We start from the raw sequence: 15,618 nt of genomic DNA on the forward strand, positions 1-15,618 counted from the left end.
GGAGGCTTTTTTATTATGCTTTTGTAATTGTCATTTTTAGATTCTCATCATCAACTTTAAACTCATGTTCAAGAGCATCGCTACTAGCATTAAGGCTATTTGCTAGTGTTTCTTTTGTGATGTAGTCAGTGTGAGTTTCAATTGCTTTTGCTAGTAGATCTGTTGCATTAAAGTTTACTTCAATACGATCTTCAACATTAAATCCAGAGTCTTTTCTTGTTCTTTGAATTCTATTGATAACTTCACGAGCAAGACCTTCTAGAATTAATTCTTCATTTAGGTTTGTGTCGATATCAATTGAAATATAACGATTAGATAGGGCCTGTGTTCCTTCTTTGGCCTCTCTAAAAATTAGGATATCTGAAGGAGCAAATGTTTCACCAGCAAGCTCAAGGCTTCCTTTTTCTTCAAGCTCATTAAGTTCAGCTGCACCAAGTTTTGAGATCATTCCCATAAACTTACCAAATTCTTTTCCTAGGCGCTTACCTAGAACTGGAGAGTTTGGTTTTGCGTATAGCTTGATATAATTATCTTCATCAGTTGTGTACTCAACGCTCTTAACATTAAGTTCTGATTGAATATATCCTTCAAGTTTCTTGATTTCATCTAGAAGAGCTTGGTCTTTGTGAATAACACTTAGACGAGCAAGTGGCGTCTTAACCTTAATTTGAACTTGGTTACGCTTTTGACGTCCAAGTAGGATAATCTGTTGCATTCTATCAACGGCATCTTCAAGAACTGAGTTCTTAAGCTCTGTATTTGCAACAGGGTAGTCGCATAAGTGAACTGATAAGTTCTTCTCACTTGAATCAAATTTCTTAAGCTCACTAAAGATATGCTCAGATAAGAATGGCGCAAATGGTGCCATCGCAATCGTAACTTCTTTTAGTGTTGTAAAAAGAGTTGTGTAAGCTTGCTTCTTATCTGAAGTTAGGCCTTCTCCCCAGAAACGTGAACGATTCAGGCGGATATACCAATTCGTTAAATCTTCAATGAAGTTAAAAAGCGCAGGAACAACATTGTAAAGTTGGTACTGTGCCATCTCTGCTTCAATATTTTCTTTAAGAGTTTGTAGTTTTGAGATAACCCAATTATCAGTGATATTCTCACCACTTTCAGCGTGCTCATTAAAATTCCATCCATCAATTGATGCGTATGTTTGGAAGAATTTAAAAGAGTTTAACCAAGGTAGTAGGGCACGGCGAACCATGTCTTTAACACCAGCGTCAGTGAAGCGTTGTTCTTCACCTTTAACAAGACCAGAGTTAATTAGGTATAGTCTTAGAGCGTCTGATCCGAATTCTTCCATTAACTCATCAGGAGCTGTGAAGTTTCTTAGAGACTTACTCATCTTCTTACCATCTTCAGCAAGAACTAAACCGTTAACAATAACGTTCTTAAAAGCTGGTTTATCAAATAGGGCAGTTGAAAGGATTGTTAGTGTATAGAACCAACCACGTGTTTGGTCTAAACCTTCAGCAATAAATTCTGCTGGGAATCCGTTTTCAAAGATTTCCTTATTTTCAAATGGGTAGTGAAGTTGCGCGTATGGCATTGAACCAGATTCAAACCAACAGTCAAAGACATCTGGGATACGCTTATATGTTCCTTCTTCACCTTCGATTTTAAAAGTTACTTCATCTGTGTACTCACGGTGAAGATCTGTAAGCTCAACCCCTGAAAGCTCTTTTAGCTCTTCGATTGAACCAAGACATTTCATATTTCCAGTTTCATCGTTGATCCAAACTGGAAGTGGAGTTCCCCAAACACGTGTACGAGAAACGGCCCAGTCACGAGCATTCTCAAGCCACTTACCAAAACGACCTGCTTTGATATGACCTGGTACCCAGTGAATTTCTTTGTTGTTAGCAACAAGCTTATCAACGATTTCTTCTACTTTTACATACCACTGAGGGATTGTACGATAGATTAGTGGAGTTCCTGAGCGGTAGCAGAATGGGTAAGGGTGCACGAGGTTTCCGTGATCGTATAATTTTGTATTTGTTTTAAGGTCTTTAATGATTTGCTTATCAGCATCTTTTACGTATTGACCTGCATATGCAGAAACTTCTTTTGTGAATTGACCGGCATCATCGATAGGACAAACTTCGGCCTTCATTCCAGCTTCTTTACAGACTCTATTATCATCTTCACCAAATGCTGGTGCTTGGTGAACAATACCTGTACCACTATCTGTGGTTACATAGTCATCGTTAAAGATTGTAAAAGCGCCTTCTTCTTTTAGATCAGCAAAGAAATCAAAGAGTGGCTCATAGCGAAGTCCAAGAAGTTCACTTCCCTTAAATGATTCACCGATTACTTCAAGGTTGCGCTTCTTTGTATATGCTTCAAGTCTTGCTTCAGCAAAGATGATTGTTACACCACGATCATTATCTTTTACGCGAACATAATCGATATCAGGACCCACACAAAGAGCAAGGTTAGATGGAAGTGTCCATGGAGTTGTTGTCCATGCGGCCACGTAATCAGCACCAGCTTTTTCTGGATCGTCTAATTTGAAAAGAACAGTGATGGCCGGATCTTGAACGTCACGGTAATCAAGGCCTGCTTCAAAGTTTGAAAGTCCTGTTCCAAGACCTGTTGAGTAAGGAACTACTTTTGTTCCCTTGTAAACCATGTCCTTATCCCAAAGAGACTTAAATACCCACCAACATGATTCCATGAAAGTTGGGTCCATTGTCTTATAGTCATTGTCGAAGTCGACCCAACGTCCAAGGCGAGTAACAGTTTTGCGCCATTCAGTTGTGTAGCGATCAACAATTGAGCGACACTCTTGGTTATAACCAGCAACACCAAGTTTCTCTAATGCTTCGTGTGCAGTCATTTCTAATTTCTTATTAATTTCTTGCTCAATTGGAAGGCCGTGCGTATCCCATCCAAATCTTCTTTGAACGTAGCGACCTTTCATTGTCCAATATCTTGGAACGATATCTTTTAGTGTTCCAGCAAGTAGGTGACCGTGGTGAGGAAGACCTGTGGCAAATGGAGGGCCATCGTAGAAAATATATGGCTCTTTTTCCTTTGTTTGCTCAAGTGATTTTTGGAAAATATCGTTTTCTTCCCAAAATTTTAAGACTTCATGTTCTGTGTTAACAAAAGAAAATTGTCCGTTATCCTGACTCATCGTATCAACCTTGTCTGTTAAAGTTTCTGTGTAAATTAATATTTGGCCCAAAATTTAGCACGAAACCTATGATTTTGACAGTTTAGATCGGGCATAAAGTGCCGAAAAAGTCTCAATTTCTTCTTCATTTATGGCCAGGACCAGCTTTTGTCGATGAAGTTTATGATGCTACGTGTTTTATTACTACTCACAATTTACTTTGCGGCCTTCGCAAACCCTGAACTTAAGTTTAAGGATGATCGAAAATCTCTAATTAAATGGGATAAGTTAGAGGCCAAAGACTGGCTCAGTTATGAAAGCTGGAAGGAAGATTTACGCTTTAAAGAAAGCTATCCTCTTTGGCGTGATCTGGCCAAGATGTCTGGTCTAAGAGAAGAGATGGGAAGAGTTATTAAATGTGTAGGCCAATGTACATTATTTCGCGATCTCGGTGAGAATAAAGTTGGTTACCGCTCACTTATTAAAGAAAACGATGATATTGAAACTGGTGTGGATAGTTATCTTTGGTTAATGCTCTTTGATGGAACCCTGATTCGTATGGCGCCAGAGAGCTCGGTTTCTTTTAAAGAAATTAATGTCTTAGAAAAAGAGGTCTTCTTTTACCTAAGAGCAAATGTTGGAAATATGCTTCTAATCTCTCGCTCAGAAGAAGAATTGAAAATGAGTAAAAAGAGAGACACTGATGCTGTCTTTCATCCTCTTCCAATCAATCGAACAAATCCAATTGTTTTTGATAAGAATGTATCTCTAAATGAGTACTTATTTGAAGATGATATTCGTTATCGATCTCGTACAAAATTTATAAATGATTTAATTAAAAAAAATAATAAGAAGGTAATGAGAAAGAGTCGATTCTTTATTCAATCGCCTCTCTTTTCATTTGAAGCATATTCTCCTTCTTTTGAAACCTATGTCTCAATTGGTAATGATAGCTATCTTAAGTTTCGAGATGAAGAGCAATTAGGTTATTCTTATAAGAATGAGACAAATCCAAAAGTTAACTTAAGAGGATATGCAAACGAAGAGTTTGAGCAATTAAGTAAAGGGACGTGGTATCGTTTTTCTTTTATAAATCGAAACTACTTTATTGTGGAACCAAATGATGTTCTCTTACAAAATGAATTAATGACGAAGAGAATTAATGGTATTTACTATACTCGAGAGATCTTCTTAGAGAGATACGGACAAGTTCTATTTGAGAAATTAGATGAAGTTGGTTATGCAAGGGCCTACGGCATGAGACTGTGGGAAGAGGGTGAACTTGATAATCGTATAAAGTTTCTCTGGAAACATTCAAGACAAATTGAAACCACAAACTTGGCCATTGCTGATCGCTATCGAAAGCAAGTTCTTGCACGAGTTGGCCGACGAGATAAAGATGTCCTTAGGAAAGACTTTTACACTAAGGCACAGGAAAGTTATTATAGAGCAGGAGCAATGGAGAACTCTCGAAGTTATTTTCCAGAGCTTAATTCTGAAAAACTTGATTTATGGAAAAAACTAAATGGCATCAACACTAAAATTTATCCTGGCATCAGGGAGTCCTCGCAGAAAGGAACTTCTATCTTGGATGAAAGTACCAATTGAAATAAAACCTTCTGACGTCGAAGAAATTACTACGAGACAACATCCTAGAGAAATCGTTGAAGAGCTGGCCGAGCTTAAAGGAAGAGATATCGTTTCTCTTACGAAAGACTCGACTCCAAACCACTTTATTGTGGCCTCTGATACTTTGGTTGCAATTGGGGATAAGGTCTTAGGAAAGCCAAAAGATAAGGCCGATGCAAGGGCCATGTTAAATGAGCTTTCCGGTAAAGAGCACGAAGTATACACGGCCGTTTATATGGCATGCGGTGGTAAAGAGAGAACTTTTTCAAAAGTATCTGAAGTTAAGTTCACAGATATTTCTCCTGAAATTTTAGACCTCTATCTGGAAGGTGAAGAGGCGATGGATAAGGCCGGTGCCTATGGAATTCAAGGCCAGGGTCTTTTATTTGTGGAAAACTTAAGTGGCTCATATTCTAACGTTGTGGGATTTCCACTTTCTGATTTTATTGATGAAATGAAGAGCTTTCTGTCTGATCTAGGCTACGACAGCTCTAAGTGGAGAGAAGTATTTCAATAAGTGACTATCTAACACAGTTAGGAATTCATCATCAGGTATTGCGCGATGCAGTTGATCTCATTATTGAGATTGATATTTGGGCCAAGCCTGGAGCAAAAGTAGAAAAGCTCGCTATTGCTGATACTGGACATCTCATCGTTAGCACTCAGTCGCCACCTGAAGATGGTAAGGCCAATGCAGGAATTATGAAATTAGTTGCTAAGAAATTTGGTGTCTCTAAAGGAAGCATAGAATTAACGAGTGGCCAACAATCTAAGTTTAAAAAAATGGCCATAACCTTTGTCTTTGCGCATAATAAAGATAGTAATTATTTTTTGGAAAAAATTAAAAAGGCATTAGCTTGAAGTATATAACTTACGCTTTAACATTCATTCTTATTTCAAAGATGGCCGTTGCTCAGCCTCAAGCAAAGACTGACAAAGAGGTTAGTAAAGAGATGTATGATAAGTTGGAAAAGGTTAAAAGTTTTCCACCAGATGATTACGTAACTAAGACGCAGGAATTGAGAAAAGAAATCGATCGCTACATTGAGCTTAAAAAAGGTGTTTGTACTGGGGATTTTTCAACGTTTGTTCTAACGCAAAAAGATCTTGAAGAAAGTCGTAGGAAGCTTACCAGAGTGGAAAAGGACTTGTGCTTCCGCGAGTTGAGAGCATTTCAGGTTACCTACTTAAACAACCTCTTTATTGCAAAGAAGAACTACCTCAACTTTCTTCACGACCAAAGACTTAAGAAACTGGATGAAATTCGCGACGAGTCTTTGCGTAGCTTGAAATCTACTTACGACAAGCAACTTATTTCACCTAAATCAAAAAAGAGATAGACTCTCTATCCTTCTGATTCTTCAGTTTTCTTGCTTCCACCTAAAACAGCACGTGTAGGTCTAAGACTCTTTACTCTTAAAAGAGACTTTCTAGGCTTTAGACTAGCAGACTTACGAATAGTTCTTAGTCTGTTTAGACCAGTTGGGTTTAGGTTTGGCGTCAATTTTTCGTTAGATGTTCCTTGTGATGACATCTCCATCTCCTTGTTAATAGTTACCGAAAAAGGTTTTCAAAATACTTACCTTAATCGATACCTAAGTGGAGAGAAAAAGCTCACTAACTCAGAATCGGATTAGGTAAGTAGTTCATCTACTCGTAGAAAAACTACTCTCAATGGTCACTCCGTGACAAAGTTTAAATCCTTAAATATATACTCGGAATAACTGCAAAAAACATTTAGTCCGAATGATATTTTCTAATCATATCATGGGCTTACAAATGGTGCAATACGGCCAGTAGTGGATGACTCGAGCGTCAAGAAAAAGGTAATAACTGCTTGTAATTACTAATTATATAAGGCAAATTACTACTATAGTTTTTATAAGGATGGCCAAAAATGTGCAAAGAAAAATTGGCATTGCTAATTCTACTTTTTACTGTAGTTTCTTGTTCAACTATTAAGAAGGCAGCGACTTCGCAAATGGGGGAGATGATTTTTGAATCTTCAGATGCTGTTTTAGTGGAAAATGACTGGAATTTGTTTGAAGAAACAATCAGTGGAAATATCAAAGTTCTAGAAACGCTCTATGCTACAGATCGCTCAAATGTCGACTTCATTGTTACTCTGATTAAAGGCTACACTGGCAAGGCCTTTGCTATTGATGAAACATACTATCTTAAAGATCAGCTACAAGAAAAGATGAATTCTGTTCATCGTTCTCGTGCGCTATCAAATTATACTCGTGCCCTTAGTTATTCAGCTCTATTTTTTAAAGAAAGAGATTTTGAAAACTTTGACTTCACAAAATATATCTCAAGCCCTGATGAATTTTATAAATTACTTGAAGATAAATTAAGTGATAGTGCTTCTGATGTTGAAGGTGTCTTCTACACAGCTCAGGCTTTGGCTTCAATTATTAATCTTCAAAGAGATAATATGAGAACTGTTGCTTATCTTCCACTGGCCAAGGTGATGTATGACTGGTCTTGTGAGAAGAATCCAAAACTTGGTTACGGTGCTTGTGATATCTTTTCAGCTTCTTATGTTGCATCTAGGCCACGTGGACTTGGTGGTAATCCAATGGAAGGGAAGGCCTTATTTGAGAAAGCAATTGCAAAGTGGCCAGACAATATGATGGTACGTTTAGCATTTATTCAATTCTACGCAGTTCCTATGTATGAGAAGAATGTTTATCTCAATCAAAAATTAGAAATAGAAAAATATACACGTGAAAATTTAGAATCAAAGTATTGGAGCGGTGGAAAACTAGAAGCTCCAGAAATTAATTATAATAATCTATTTAATCTCATCGCTAATAAACGACTTGAGATTATTGAAAGTTTAGAAAAAGAAATTTTTTAATAGGTAAGATCATATGAAAAATATTTTAAAAATTGCACTTACACTACTTGTTACATTTAACCTTTATGCACTAACTCTAAAAGTTGGTGTCTTAACACCTGAGGGAACTAATTGGGCCAAGAATCTTAAAAAGATGGCCAAGGCCATTAAGAAAGAAACTGGTGGAAAAGTAAAAGTTAAATTCTACTTTGGTGGTTCACAAGGTGATGAGCCAGATGTTTTAAGAAAAATTCGTGTTGGACAATTACATGGTGGAGTTTTTACTGCAAAGACTCTAGGGGATATTAACGGTGATATCCGTGTCTTAGAATTACCATTTACTTTCTATCACGATAGAGACCGCGTATTAAAAGCAATTGATGACTTAACTCCATATCTAAATAAAAGCGTTGAAGCTAAGAACTTTGTTAACTTAGGCTTCTTCGATATCGGTATGGTGTACTTTGTTTCTAAAAATAAAATTGCTTCTCTTGATAATCTTCAAGGAGTAAAGATTTGGTCTTGGGAAGGAGATCCTCTTGTTGAAACGATCTTAGAAGAAATGAAATTAGTTTCAGTACCACTTCCTCTTCCCGATGTATTATCTTCACTTTCAACTGGAATCATAGAAGCGGCTTATGCGCCACCTCTAGCGATTCTTTCAATGCAGTGGAATACAAAGGTTCAGTATTTAATTGATTTTCCTCTTTCAACTTCTGTGGGGGCTTTTTTAATTAGTAACAAAGCATTTAAAAGAATTTCTCCTGAGAATCAAAAGATTGTGAAGGAAGTTTCAAAAAGATATATCGATCAAGTTAAAGCAACAAATGAAAAAGATAATCAGGACTCACTTGATCTTATGAAGCAGTCTGGTGTTGAATTTGTTAAGCTAAGTGATAAGGATATTGATCTAGCTGTAAAGGTTAGAGAAGCTACAATTAAGAAATTAAAAGGAAAGCTGTTTTCTGCAAAGGCCTATGAGCTGCTAGAAAAGAGTTTAGAAAAGAGTAAAAAGAAGAATTAAGTTGTGATTAGAAAAGTCGAAAAACTCACCGATGATTTTATCAGTACTGGCCTTGTTATTGTCGTCGTAACAATCTTAGGCTTTAGTGTCGCCTCAATTATTTTGAGATGGTTCAATCTTTCTTTTTCTTGGATTGATCCATTAGTTCGACACCTCGTTTTTGTCTTGGCATTCTTTGGTGCTGCAATGGCAAGTGGAAAGTCTCGCCATATCGCTATTGAGATTCTTCCTAAGTTCTTAGAAAACTCAGGATATAAAAAATCACTCTTTGTTTTAAATAAATTTATCAGTCTTTGTACAATTGTTGGGGCCACTTGGCTTTTTGCTTCAGGTGTACAATTTTATAATGTTGAAAAAGAATATGGACGTCTTTCATCACTGGGAGTTCATACATCTGTTTTAGTAGGTATTATTCCAGCAGGGTTTGCGCTAATCTTTTGGCGCTCACTTCTAGCATTCTTAGACTTTAGGGAAGAAGAGCATGAGCTTAATAACAATTAGTATTGCCGCATTAATTTTGGCGCTAATTGGTGTGCCTCTTTTTATCGTCTTAGGATGTGTCGCCTTAGCGGCCTTCTTTCATAATGGGATTGATCCATCGGCAGTTTCTGTTGAGATCTATCGACTTGCTTCTGCTCCAACTATTTTAACAATTCCATTATTTACATTTGCAGGATACTTACTTGCAGAATCAAATGCACCAAAGAGATTATTTCGCTTTACCAATGCCATGCTTTCTTGGATGCCTGGTGGAGTTGCCATTGTTGGCCTTTGTCTTTGTGCCTTCTTTACTGCATTTACAGGAGCTAGTGGTGTAACGATCGTTGCTCTTGGTGGCCTAATCTATCCAATTCTTATGGGCCGTGGACATAGTGACAAGTTCACAATGGGCTTTATTACGACCTCAGGCTCTCTTGGTTTACTCTTTCCTCCTTCACTGCCAATTATTCTCTACGGAATTGTTGCTGGTGTTGATATTGATCAACTCTTTAAAGCGGGAATTGTTCCAGGTGTCCTATTGATTGTGGGCCTTGCCATTTATTCAATTCTTAAGTCTGGGAAAAATAATGAAAGAGGTAAGTTTGAGTTAAGTGAGGCCATTGCAAGTTTTAAAGGGGCCTTCTTTGAGTTGTTACTACCTATTGCAGTTCTTGTGGGAATTTATGGTGGCTTTGTTACTGTAACAGAAGCTGCTGCATTTACGGCCTTCTACATTCTAATCATTGAATGCTTTGTTTATAAGGATTTAAGTCTTACTAAGGATGTTCCTGGGATTATCAAAGACTCCATGACTATGGTTGGGGCCATTCTTATTATTCTTTGTTGCGCTCTTGGACTAACAAACTTTCTCGTTGATGAAGAAGTTCCAAATCAATTATTTACGGCCTTTAGTGGAGTTCTAACTAATAAATACGCCTTTCTTTTATTCTTGAACGTTTTCTTACTTATTGTAGGAAGTTTAATGGATATTTTTAGTGCGATAATTGTGGTTGTTCCACTAATTCTTCCATTGGCCCAGCAATTTGATATACATCCAATTCATTTGGCCATTGTCTTTCTCACTAATTTAGAAATCGGTTATATAACGCCTCCAGTGGGAATTAATCTCTTTATTAGCTCCATTCGCTTTAAGAGACCAATTACTGAACTATATCGCTCGGCCTTGCCGTTTCTCTTTATTCTACTAATTTGTTTGGCCATTATTACCTATGTGCCGGCCATCAGTCTTCTTTGGGTACAATAAAGAGGATGTTTATTTTTAAATACTTACAACTATTTTTACTCATCCTTATTCTTCATCCCACAAGTGCGCTTTCACTTGTACAGGAAGATGGAGTTAAAGGTGAGTGGGACTTTGAGCATTATGATGGGCCACTTGATCCAAGATTGATTATCGATCATCAAAATGAAAAACAAGAGTTCTATGATGAATACACTGGACGTAATTACTTTGATGTACTTCTCGTTCCAGAATTAACGGATCTCTCACAAGACTTTAATCGCTATATCTATCCAAACTTCTCTTGCTCTAAGTATGAACTTAAAGAGAATTTGGCCTATATGCGCTACTTAATTCGCTTAACTTCAATTGCTAGTCTTTACGAGTTTTATCGACAAACAAGTATCGCCCTATATCAATATGGTGATGAGAAGAGCTGCCAGATTGATTACGAAACAATTTTTAAGCAGTGTAAGCCTAAGTCAAAAGATATGAAGCTCTTTATTGGGCGTGTTTCAGACTTCTTTCCAGATATCGTAGACTGGGGGAAATATCCAATCAAGCTTAAGACTGATCGAAGATTTAGTCTTGAAACTTACCATCCTGATCTTGTAAAGATTCTTAGATTAGATTTCGGTGGAGATGAGAAGAGTCATCTTATAAAAGCATGTCAATTTGCCAAAAATGAAATTCAAAGTCTTTGTAGTGAAAATGATGAATACATGGCAGCTGCACAGATTAAAGAGATTCGAAATGAGATTCTTAAGTCATCAGCCTTTAAAATTCTTAATCGCAGTGGGAAGGGGCAAGCCTGTTTCACTCGCTATGAAGAAATGGCCAAAGACATGGAAGAGATTGATGATAAGAGTAAGAGGATTATTAAGACGGCCCTTACTTCAAAGGGTGAGCTTAAGGTCTTTTGGTTTGGTGCTTTAAAAGAATTTGATGATCAGGGAATAACTCTTGTTGAACAAAAGAAGCCTGAGCCAGTTAAGAAGGTAAAAAAGGTCGAAGAGAAAAAGCCTGAGCCGGTTAAAACAGTTGATATTAAAAGCATTAAAATTATCAGAAAGCCAAAGCCTCAACCAAAGAAGCCAGAGCCTAAGCCAGTGGAGAAGGTCTCTGCTTTTGAAAAGGCCCTTAGAAACTTTGAGAAATCAAAAGAAAAAACAGTTGTTGATATGACGAGCTTTAAAACTGATTATAAGTTCTCAAAGAAGACGCTTGAAAAGTTCAATGGGTCTTTAAGAAGCTTTCAAACTCGCAAGCAGCTATCAAAGATGAAAAGGGTTGATAACCTTGGTTCAGTAGCGGCGCCAATGAGTTTAACTTTTATTAAGTATCTTATTGATTATAATCTTCATCAGGGTCTATACAATATGACGGGAATTCTTAGTAATGACTTCTATGTTATTAATGATCTGGAGAATAAGAGTCGTCCAGTGAAGATTAAATTAGATAATAATAAGGATACTGGGTTTAAGTGGAAGATCTGGGTTACAGATTCAGAATAAGGTACGTCGTTACTTTTGGCATTTTCAATAGTTTACACATCAAAATATCCCCAATAATAGATTTATGATCACCTAAGATACTGCATATTTAGTTCATCCTAATAAGGTCGTTTATTATCAATTAGCAGATACTAATATAGTTTGTTTTAATCAATGTTTTGAGGAGAGTAATGGTACCTAACTTATTGGAAGTGCCAAAAGTAACGACGTACCTACCTACTGAACATAAAAGCCGGGCTTGAACCCGGCTTGTTGAAATAATTTTTTAGCTAAAGTCTAGTGGCCTAGCACCGCGTCCCATAGATTGCCTTTGGGCAATCAATGCCGCGGCTAGTGCTTTCTAGAAAGTCTTTTTAGTCTCTTCTCGTATGCAGACTTAACTGATAGAGCTAGGAAGAAACCAGCATTTTCACCGTTTTCATCTTGTCCAAATAGAGAGATATTTCCAACTCTTTTGTCACCAGCTTTAAAAGACTTAGTCCAAGCAAATCCGTATAGGTTGAAGTTATGTAGTGGTACCCAAATACCAAAAACTTTTGGCCCAACGTAGAATGCCATATTCTTAATTTTTTCTACAGTAAATGCTACTGCTGGAAGAGCACCAGCTGCTACACCAGGAATCATACGTCCACCAGGAAGAGTCTTTGGATCAAGACGCTTTACATCTGATGAGAAAATATCATCTAGTGATACTGTAAAAGTTAGAACTGAACCTGGACCTTCTAGGTTAGGGTTAAGTCCGATAAATGATTTCTTGTATTTTGGAACTTTGTAAGTTGCTCCAGCAACAATAGATACATCTTCTAAAACCATTGAAACAATAACATTGTCTTCTAGTAGGTTAACGTTTGGCCCATCAACTCCTGGGATCTCAACGTTTCCTTCTCCACATGAAACAGAGAAGAAAGAGAAGCTTAGTAGTGCTAAGACTGTCAGTAGTCTTTTTCTTAATGTGATTTCCATATCGATACCTCACTTTTGGAAAATTTCTCTCATATGCCTTTCTATCGACAAAAGTGAAGTAGTTCTTAATTTTTTTTGGGAAAAAAATAACCCCCAGTTACCTGGGGGCATTTTTTACTATGTGAATCGTTTTGGTCGACTATTAGTAACGATCGGCCATTCTTTCTAGGTATCTTTCCTCTGAACGAGAAACTGTTAGTGCTAGGAAGAAACCACCGTTTTCTCCGTTTGCATCTTCACCAACAAGTGAAAGGTTACCAACTCTCTTACTATCCGTGTAGAAACGAGTTGTAAGCATTGCACCTGACATATTAAGACCATTTACTGGAACCCAAACACCAAAGATTTGTGGCCCAATGTAGAAAGCGATGTTCTTAATACTTGGTACTGAGAAAGCTACTGCTGGAAGAGCACCACCAGAAACACCTGGGATAGCACGTCCACCTGGCAGAGTAAGTGGATCTAGACGATCAGCTTTTCCACCAAAAATATCATCAAGTGAAACAGAGAATGCTAGAAGCGTTCCGTTTGACTGAAGATCTGGAGCGATCTCAACGTAAGAGTTTGTGTAGTTAGGGATGTTGAATCTTGCACCACCCTCAACTTGCACATTTTCTAAAACGATATCAATTAGGATATCATCCTGAAGTAAAACTACTGTCGGTCCATCAACACCTGGAATGTCCAAGTTCTTTGAACTGTCCCCTGAACCACATGACGTCGTTAGTAGCGACAGGGTAACAAGTGCAGAAGTGATTAAAAGTTTTGACTGCTTAAATACTAGTGAATTTTTCATAATTACCTCAAATGACTTTCTATTAGATTTTGATTTCCCTTTTTAATAGAAGTCTCTTTGAAGGCTTGTGCTCTTTTACAACTTATTGAACTCAACTGACGTACGACAAAGACCACAAATCGTTCTCTCTTCGATTTATTTCGATAAAAGCCATTATGAAGAATTCAAGAATTTAAACAACATGATGTGTACCTCGATTAACGAAATTCAAAAAAAATGTAAATTTTTTAAAAAATGTTTCAGTAATTTCAGTTACTTAATGAGGACTCGTTGAATTTTTTTTGGCCTTATTCACTATGGAGCTTGTTGAGGTGGAGCAAGGCGAATTTTGCCGACAAATTTAGGCACCGGCATTATAAGTTACTGAAAGTACATCTAAAAACAGAGTCGTGCTTTTTTCCACCTAAAAAAGAGTTAAGGACTTCTGTACAATGAAATTGTGAGATTATTAGCAGATCGACCACATTTACCAGCTAACCAAGCTAAGAAAGCAAGAAGAGACTATGCAACAGATAGTTCGACTTCTTCATTTTCACCGATGCCTAATTCTAATGGGGCAAAGATTGTTAGAAGACCTAAGCCAAATGATCTTAGTCGTAGTCAGATACACGCAAAAATTAAGAATCATAAATTAGAAAAAGAGCAGGCCTTCCAAACTAAGCTTGATGCAGCTTCAGCAAAGAAGAAAGCGGAAGCTTTAAAAGAGGCGACAACTGCAAAAGTTGAAGTTACTCCTGAAGGGGAGCCTTTTGGTGATGTAAAAAAGAATGATCCAAAAGATCCTGGTACTAAGGAAAAATTAAAAGATGCTTTAACTGCCGGTGCATTTAACTTTTCTGCAAAAGAAAGAGAAGTTCTGGGAAAAATCCTTAAAGATCAATAAGCACTAAACGCTTAGTCTTCTGATTCAATCATTAAATCAATTTTTTGAATTACTTCTGGAATCGTCTTCTCAAGTGTTCCATCAATAATCGTTGCTGCTGAGTGATTGTGACCGCCGCCACCAAGTGCTTGAGCAATGATTCCAACATCAACAGTTTGATTTACACTTCGAAATGAGATTTTAACTTTGTCGTCAATTTCACGAAACATACAGGCTACTTCAATCCCTTCAAGAATTAGAAGGTGATTAATGAAACCATGTGTATCTTCTGCTTCACAATTATGATTTTCAATATCATTTTCAGTCATAGAAATCCATGCAACAAGTCCGCTCTTACTTAGTTGGCAAGAAGAGAGTACTTGGCCTAAAAGCTTAATATACTCAACTTGTTTAATCCCGTTGATTTGATTAAAAGCTTGTGGAGGAGAAATACCTGTATCTAATAATTTTGAAGCAATCTTGTGTGTATTGGCCGTTACTGTTGGGTAACGAAATGAGCTGGTATCGATAATAATTGAAGTATAAAGGGCCAAGGCCATCTTCTCATCAAACTTAACACCAAGGGCCTCAATTAATTCACCTACTAATTCACCTGTTGCTGCTTTGGTTGAGTCCACACAGTGAATTGCTGCAAGCTCTTTTGGGCAAGGGTGGTGATCAATAAAGAGTAGCTCACTTGATTTTAAAACTAACTCTTGAACATTCTTACCAATACGAGGAAGTGCATTGGTATCAGTTACAATGAATAAATCTATTTTTTTAAAATGATCTTTTGAATCTTCGTAATTTGAAATAACCCCATCTGGATCAAGGTAGCGATAGCGATCAAATAACTTTTCCTCGTTAATACATATGGCATTCTTCCCGAGTTTTCTAAGGGCCATACATAAGGCAATCTCACTTCCAATACCATCGGCATCTGGAAAGATGTGAGTTGTGATAACAATATTATTTGCTTTTTCAACTAAGTTTTTGAAACGCTCTACATTCTTGGTCATATATTTCCTAATCGGAAGATTCGCAAACCTTCTCAAAGGTTTGATGATTAAATTTTAAGACTTTTCTTATTGTTTCATTTTTTGTTAGGATTTTAAAGAAGCTTTTAAAAAATGAAGGTTTAAAG

Annotated in this window: 15 protein-coding genes; 10 read left to right on the forward strand and 5 right to left on the reverse strand. The window is 37.1% G+C overall.

Annotated elements, in window-relative coordinates; translation table 11 throughout:
- Nucleotides 1–13: 13 nt before the first annotated feature.
- A complete protein-coding gene (ileS, locus tag ACMAZI_RS11970; protein WP_412474143.1) occupies nucleotides 14–3,145 on the reverse strand; it encodes an isoleucine--tRNA ligase in 3,132 nt (1,043 codons plus the stop codon).
- 147 nt (nucleotides 3,146–3,292) lie between these two features.
- On the opposite strand from ileS, the gene ACMAZI_RS11975 reads away from it, so the two are divergent.
- Genes ACMAZI_RS11975 through ACMAZI_RS11990 form a run of 4 tightly spaced genes read left to right on the forward strand, consistent with a single transcriptional unit; the run spans nucleotide 3,293 to nucleotide 6,093 of the window.
- Entirely contained in the window at nucleotides 3,293–4,732 is a 1,440-nt protein-coding gene (locus ACMAZI_RS11975) for a hypothetical protein (RefSeq protein WP_133296927.1), read from the forward strand.
- Entirely contained in the window at nucleotides 4,716–5,270 is a 555-nt protein-coding gene (locus ACMAZI_RS11980; protein ID WP_240406488.1) for a Maf family protein, read from the forward strand. The genes ACMAZI_RS11975 and ACMAZI_RS11980 overlap by 17 nt, the downstream gene beginning before the upstream one ends.
- Nucleotides 5,249–5,614: a DUF167 domain-containing protein gene (locus ACMAZI_RS11985; RefSeq protein WP_115361497.1), complete on the forward strand. Its 366-nt coding sequence runs from the start codon at nucleotides 5,249–5,251 to the stop codon at nucleotides 5,612–5,614. The genes ACMAZI_RS11980 and ACMAZI_RS11985 overlap by 22 nt, the downstream gene beginning before the upstream one ends.
- Nucleotides 5,611–6,093, forward strand: a complete 483-nt coding sequence (locus ACMAZI_RS11990) for a hypothetical protein (protein WP_115361495.1) — start codon at nucleotides 5,611–5,613, stop codon at nucleotides 6,091–6,093. Before ACMAZI_RS11985 ends, ACMAZI_RS11990 begins: the two co-directional genes overlap by 4 nt.
- Nucleotides 6,094–6,098: 5 nt before the next feature.
- On the opposite strand, the gene ACMAZI_RS11995 is transcribed toward ACMAZI_RS11990, so the two are convergent.
- On the reverse strand, nucleotides 6,099–6,287 hold the full coding sequence (locus tag ACMAZI_RS11995) for a hypothetical protein (protein WP_115361493.1): 189 nt from the start codon (nucleotides 6,285–6,287) through the stop codon (nucleotides 6,099–6,101).
- A gap of 363 nt (nucleotides 6,288–6,650) precedes the next feature.
- On the opposite strand from ACMAZI_RS11995, the gene ACMAZI_RS12000 reads away from it, so the two are divergent.
- The 5 genes from ACMAZI_RS12000 to ACMAZI_RS12020 are packed head-to-tail and all read left to right on the forward strand — an operon-like array spanning nucleotide 6,651 to nucleotide 11,853.
- Nucleotides 6,651–7,616 (forward strand): TRAP transporter TatT component family protein, encoded by a 966-nt coding sequence (locus tag ACMAZI_RS12000; protein ID WP_115361491.1) that lies wholly within the window; start codon nucleotides 6,651–6,653, stop codon nucleotides 7,614–7,616.
- Nucleotides 7,617–7,629: 13 nt separating this feature from the next.
- Complete coding sequence (gene dctP, locus ACMAZI_RS12005; RefSeq protein WP_115361489.1) at nucleotides 7,630–8,619, forward strand: TRAP transporter substrate-binding protein DctP; 990 nt, start codon at nucleotides 7,630–7,632, stop codon at nucleotides 8,617–8,619.
- A 3-nt stretch (nucleotides 8,620–8,622) separates the two neighbouring features.
- Nucleotides 8,623–9,120 (forward strand): TRAP transporter small permease, encoded by a 498-nt coding sequence (locus tag ACMAZI_RS12010; RefSeq protein WP_115361487.1) that lies wholly within the window; start codon nucleotides 8,623–8,625, stop codon nucleotides 9,118–9,120.
- Nucleotides 9,101–10,363, forward strand: coding sequence for a TRAP transporter large permease (locus tag ACMAZI_RS12015; protein WP_115361485.1), 1,263 nt, complete (start codon nucleotides 9,101–9,103; stop codon nucleotides 10,361–10,363). Before ACMAZI_RS12010 ends, ACMAZI_RS12015 begins: the two co-directional genes overlap by 20 nt.
- 5 nt (nucleotides 10,364–10,368) lie before the next feature.
- The gene (locus ACMAZI_RS12020) at nucleotides 10,369–11,853 is read left to right on the forward strand and encodes a hypothetical protein (protein WP_120404245.1); all 1,485 of its coding nucleotides are present in this window, start codon (nucleotides 10,369–10,371) and stop codon (nucleotides 11,851–11,853) included.
- 330 nt (nucleotides 11,854–12,183) lie between these two features.
- On the opposite strand, the gene ACMAZI_RS12025 is transcribed toward ACMAZI_RS12020, so the two are convergent.
- Together ACMAZI_RS12025 and ACMAZI_RS12030 are read right to left on the reverse strand one after the other, a co-directional pair.
- Nucleotides 12,184–12,816, reverse strand: a complete 633-nt coding sequence (locus ACMAZI_RS12025) for a hypothetical protein (RefSeq protein WP_115361481.1) — start codon at nucleotides 12,814–12,816, stop codon at nucleotides 12,184–12,186.
- 142 nt (nucleotides 12,817–12,958) lie between these two features.
- Nucleotides 12,959–13,612, reverse strand: coding sequence for a hypothetical protein (locus ACMAZI_RS12030; protein WP_115361478.1), 654 nt, complete (start codon nucleotides 13,610–13,612; stop codon nucleotides 12,959–12,961).
- Between the two features lie 439 nt (nucleotides 13,613–14,051).
- On the opposite strand from ACMAZI_RS12030, the gene ACMAZI_RS12035 reads away from it, so the two are divergent.
- Nucleotides 14,052–14,495, forward strand: a complete 444-nt coding sequence (locus ACMAZI_RS12035; protein ID WP_334678917.1) for a hypothetical protein — start codon at nucleotides 14,052–14,054, stop codon at nucleotides 14,493–14,495.
- 11 nt (nucleotides 14,496–14,506) lie between these two features.
- Here ACMAZI_RS12035 and ACMAZI_RS12040 read toward each other — a convergent pair whose 3' ends face one another.
- Nucleotides 14,507–15,493 (reverse strand): DHH family phosphoesterase, encoded by a 987-nt coding sequence (locus ACMAZI_RS12040; RefSeq protein WP_115361474.1) that lies wholly within the window; start codon nucleotides 15,491–15,493, stop codon nucleotides 14,507–14,509.
- Nucleotides 15,494–15,618 lie beyond the last annotated feature (125 nt).

Source organism: Halobacteriovorax sp. YZS-3-1 (assembly GCF_047084945.1).
In the GTDB taxonomy this organism is placed as follows: Bacteria; Bdellovibrionota; Bacteriovoracia; order Bacteriovoracales; family Bacteriovoracaceae; genus Halobacteriovorax_A; species Halobacteriovorax_A vibrionivorans.

Excerpts from the sequence above, each read along its gene's own strand:
- ileS (WP_412474143.1), bottom strand. The coding sequence starts at position 3,145 with ATGAGTCAGGATAACGGACAATTTTCTTTTGTTAACACAGAACATGAA.
- ACMAZI_RS11980 (WP_240406488.1), top strand. The coding sequence starts at position 4,716 with ATGAAAGTACCAATTGAAATAAAACCTTCTGACGTCGAAGAAATTACT.
- ACMAZI_RS11995 (WP_115361493.1), bottom strand. The coding sequence starts at position 6,287 with ATGTCATCACAAGGAACATCTAACGAAAAATTGACGCCAAACCTAAAC.
- ACMAZI_RS12000 (WP_115361491.1), top strand. The coding sequence starts at position 6,651 with ATGTGCAAAGAAAAATTGGCATTGCTAATTCTACTTTTTACTGTAGTT.
- dctP (WP_115361489.1), top strand. The coding sequence starts at position 7,630 with ATGAAAAATATTTTAAAAATTGCACTTACACTACTTGTTACATTTAAC.
- ACMAZI_RS12015 (WP_115361485.1), top strand. The coding sequence starts at position 9,101 with ATGAGCTTAATAACAATTAGTATTGCCGCATTAATTTTGGCGCTAATT.
- ACMAZI_RS12020 (WP_120404245.1), top strand. The coding sequence starts at position 10,369 with ATGTTTATTTTTAAATACTTACAACTATTTTTACTCATCCTTATTCTT.
- ACMAZI_RS12025 (WP_115361481.1), bottom strand. The coding sequence starts at position 12,816 with ATGGAAATCACATTAAGAAAAAGACTACTGACAGTCTTAGCACTACTA.
- ACMAZI_RS12030 (WP_115361478.1), bottom strand. The coding sequence starts at position 13,612 with ATGAAAAATTCACTAGTATTTAAGCAGTCAAAACTTTTAATCACTTCT.
- ACMAZI_RS12040 (WP_115361474.1), bottom strand. The coding sequence starts at position 15,493 with ATGACCAAGAATGTAGAGCGTTTCAAAAACTTAGTTGAAAAAGCAAAT.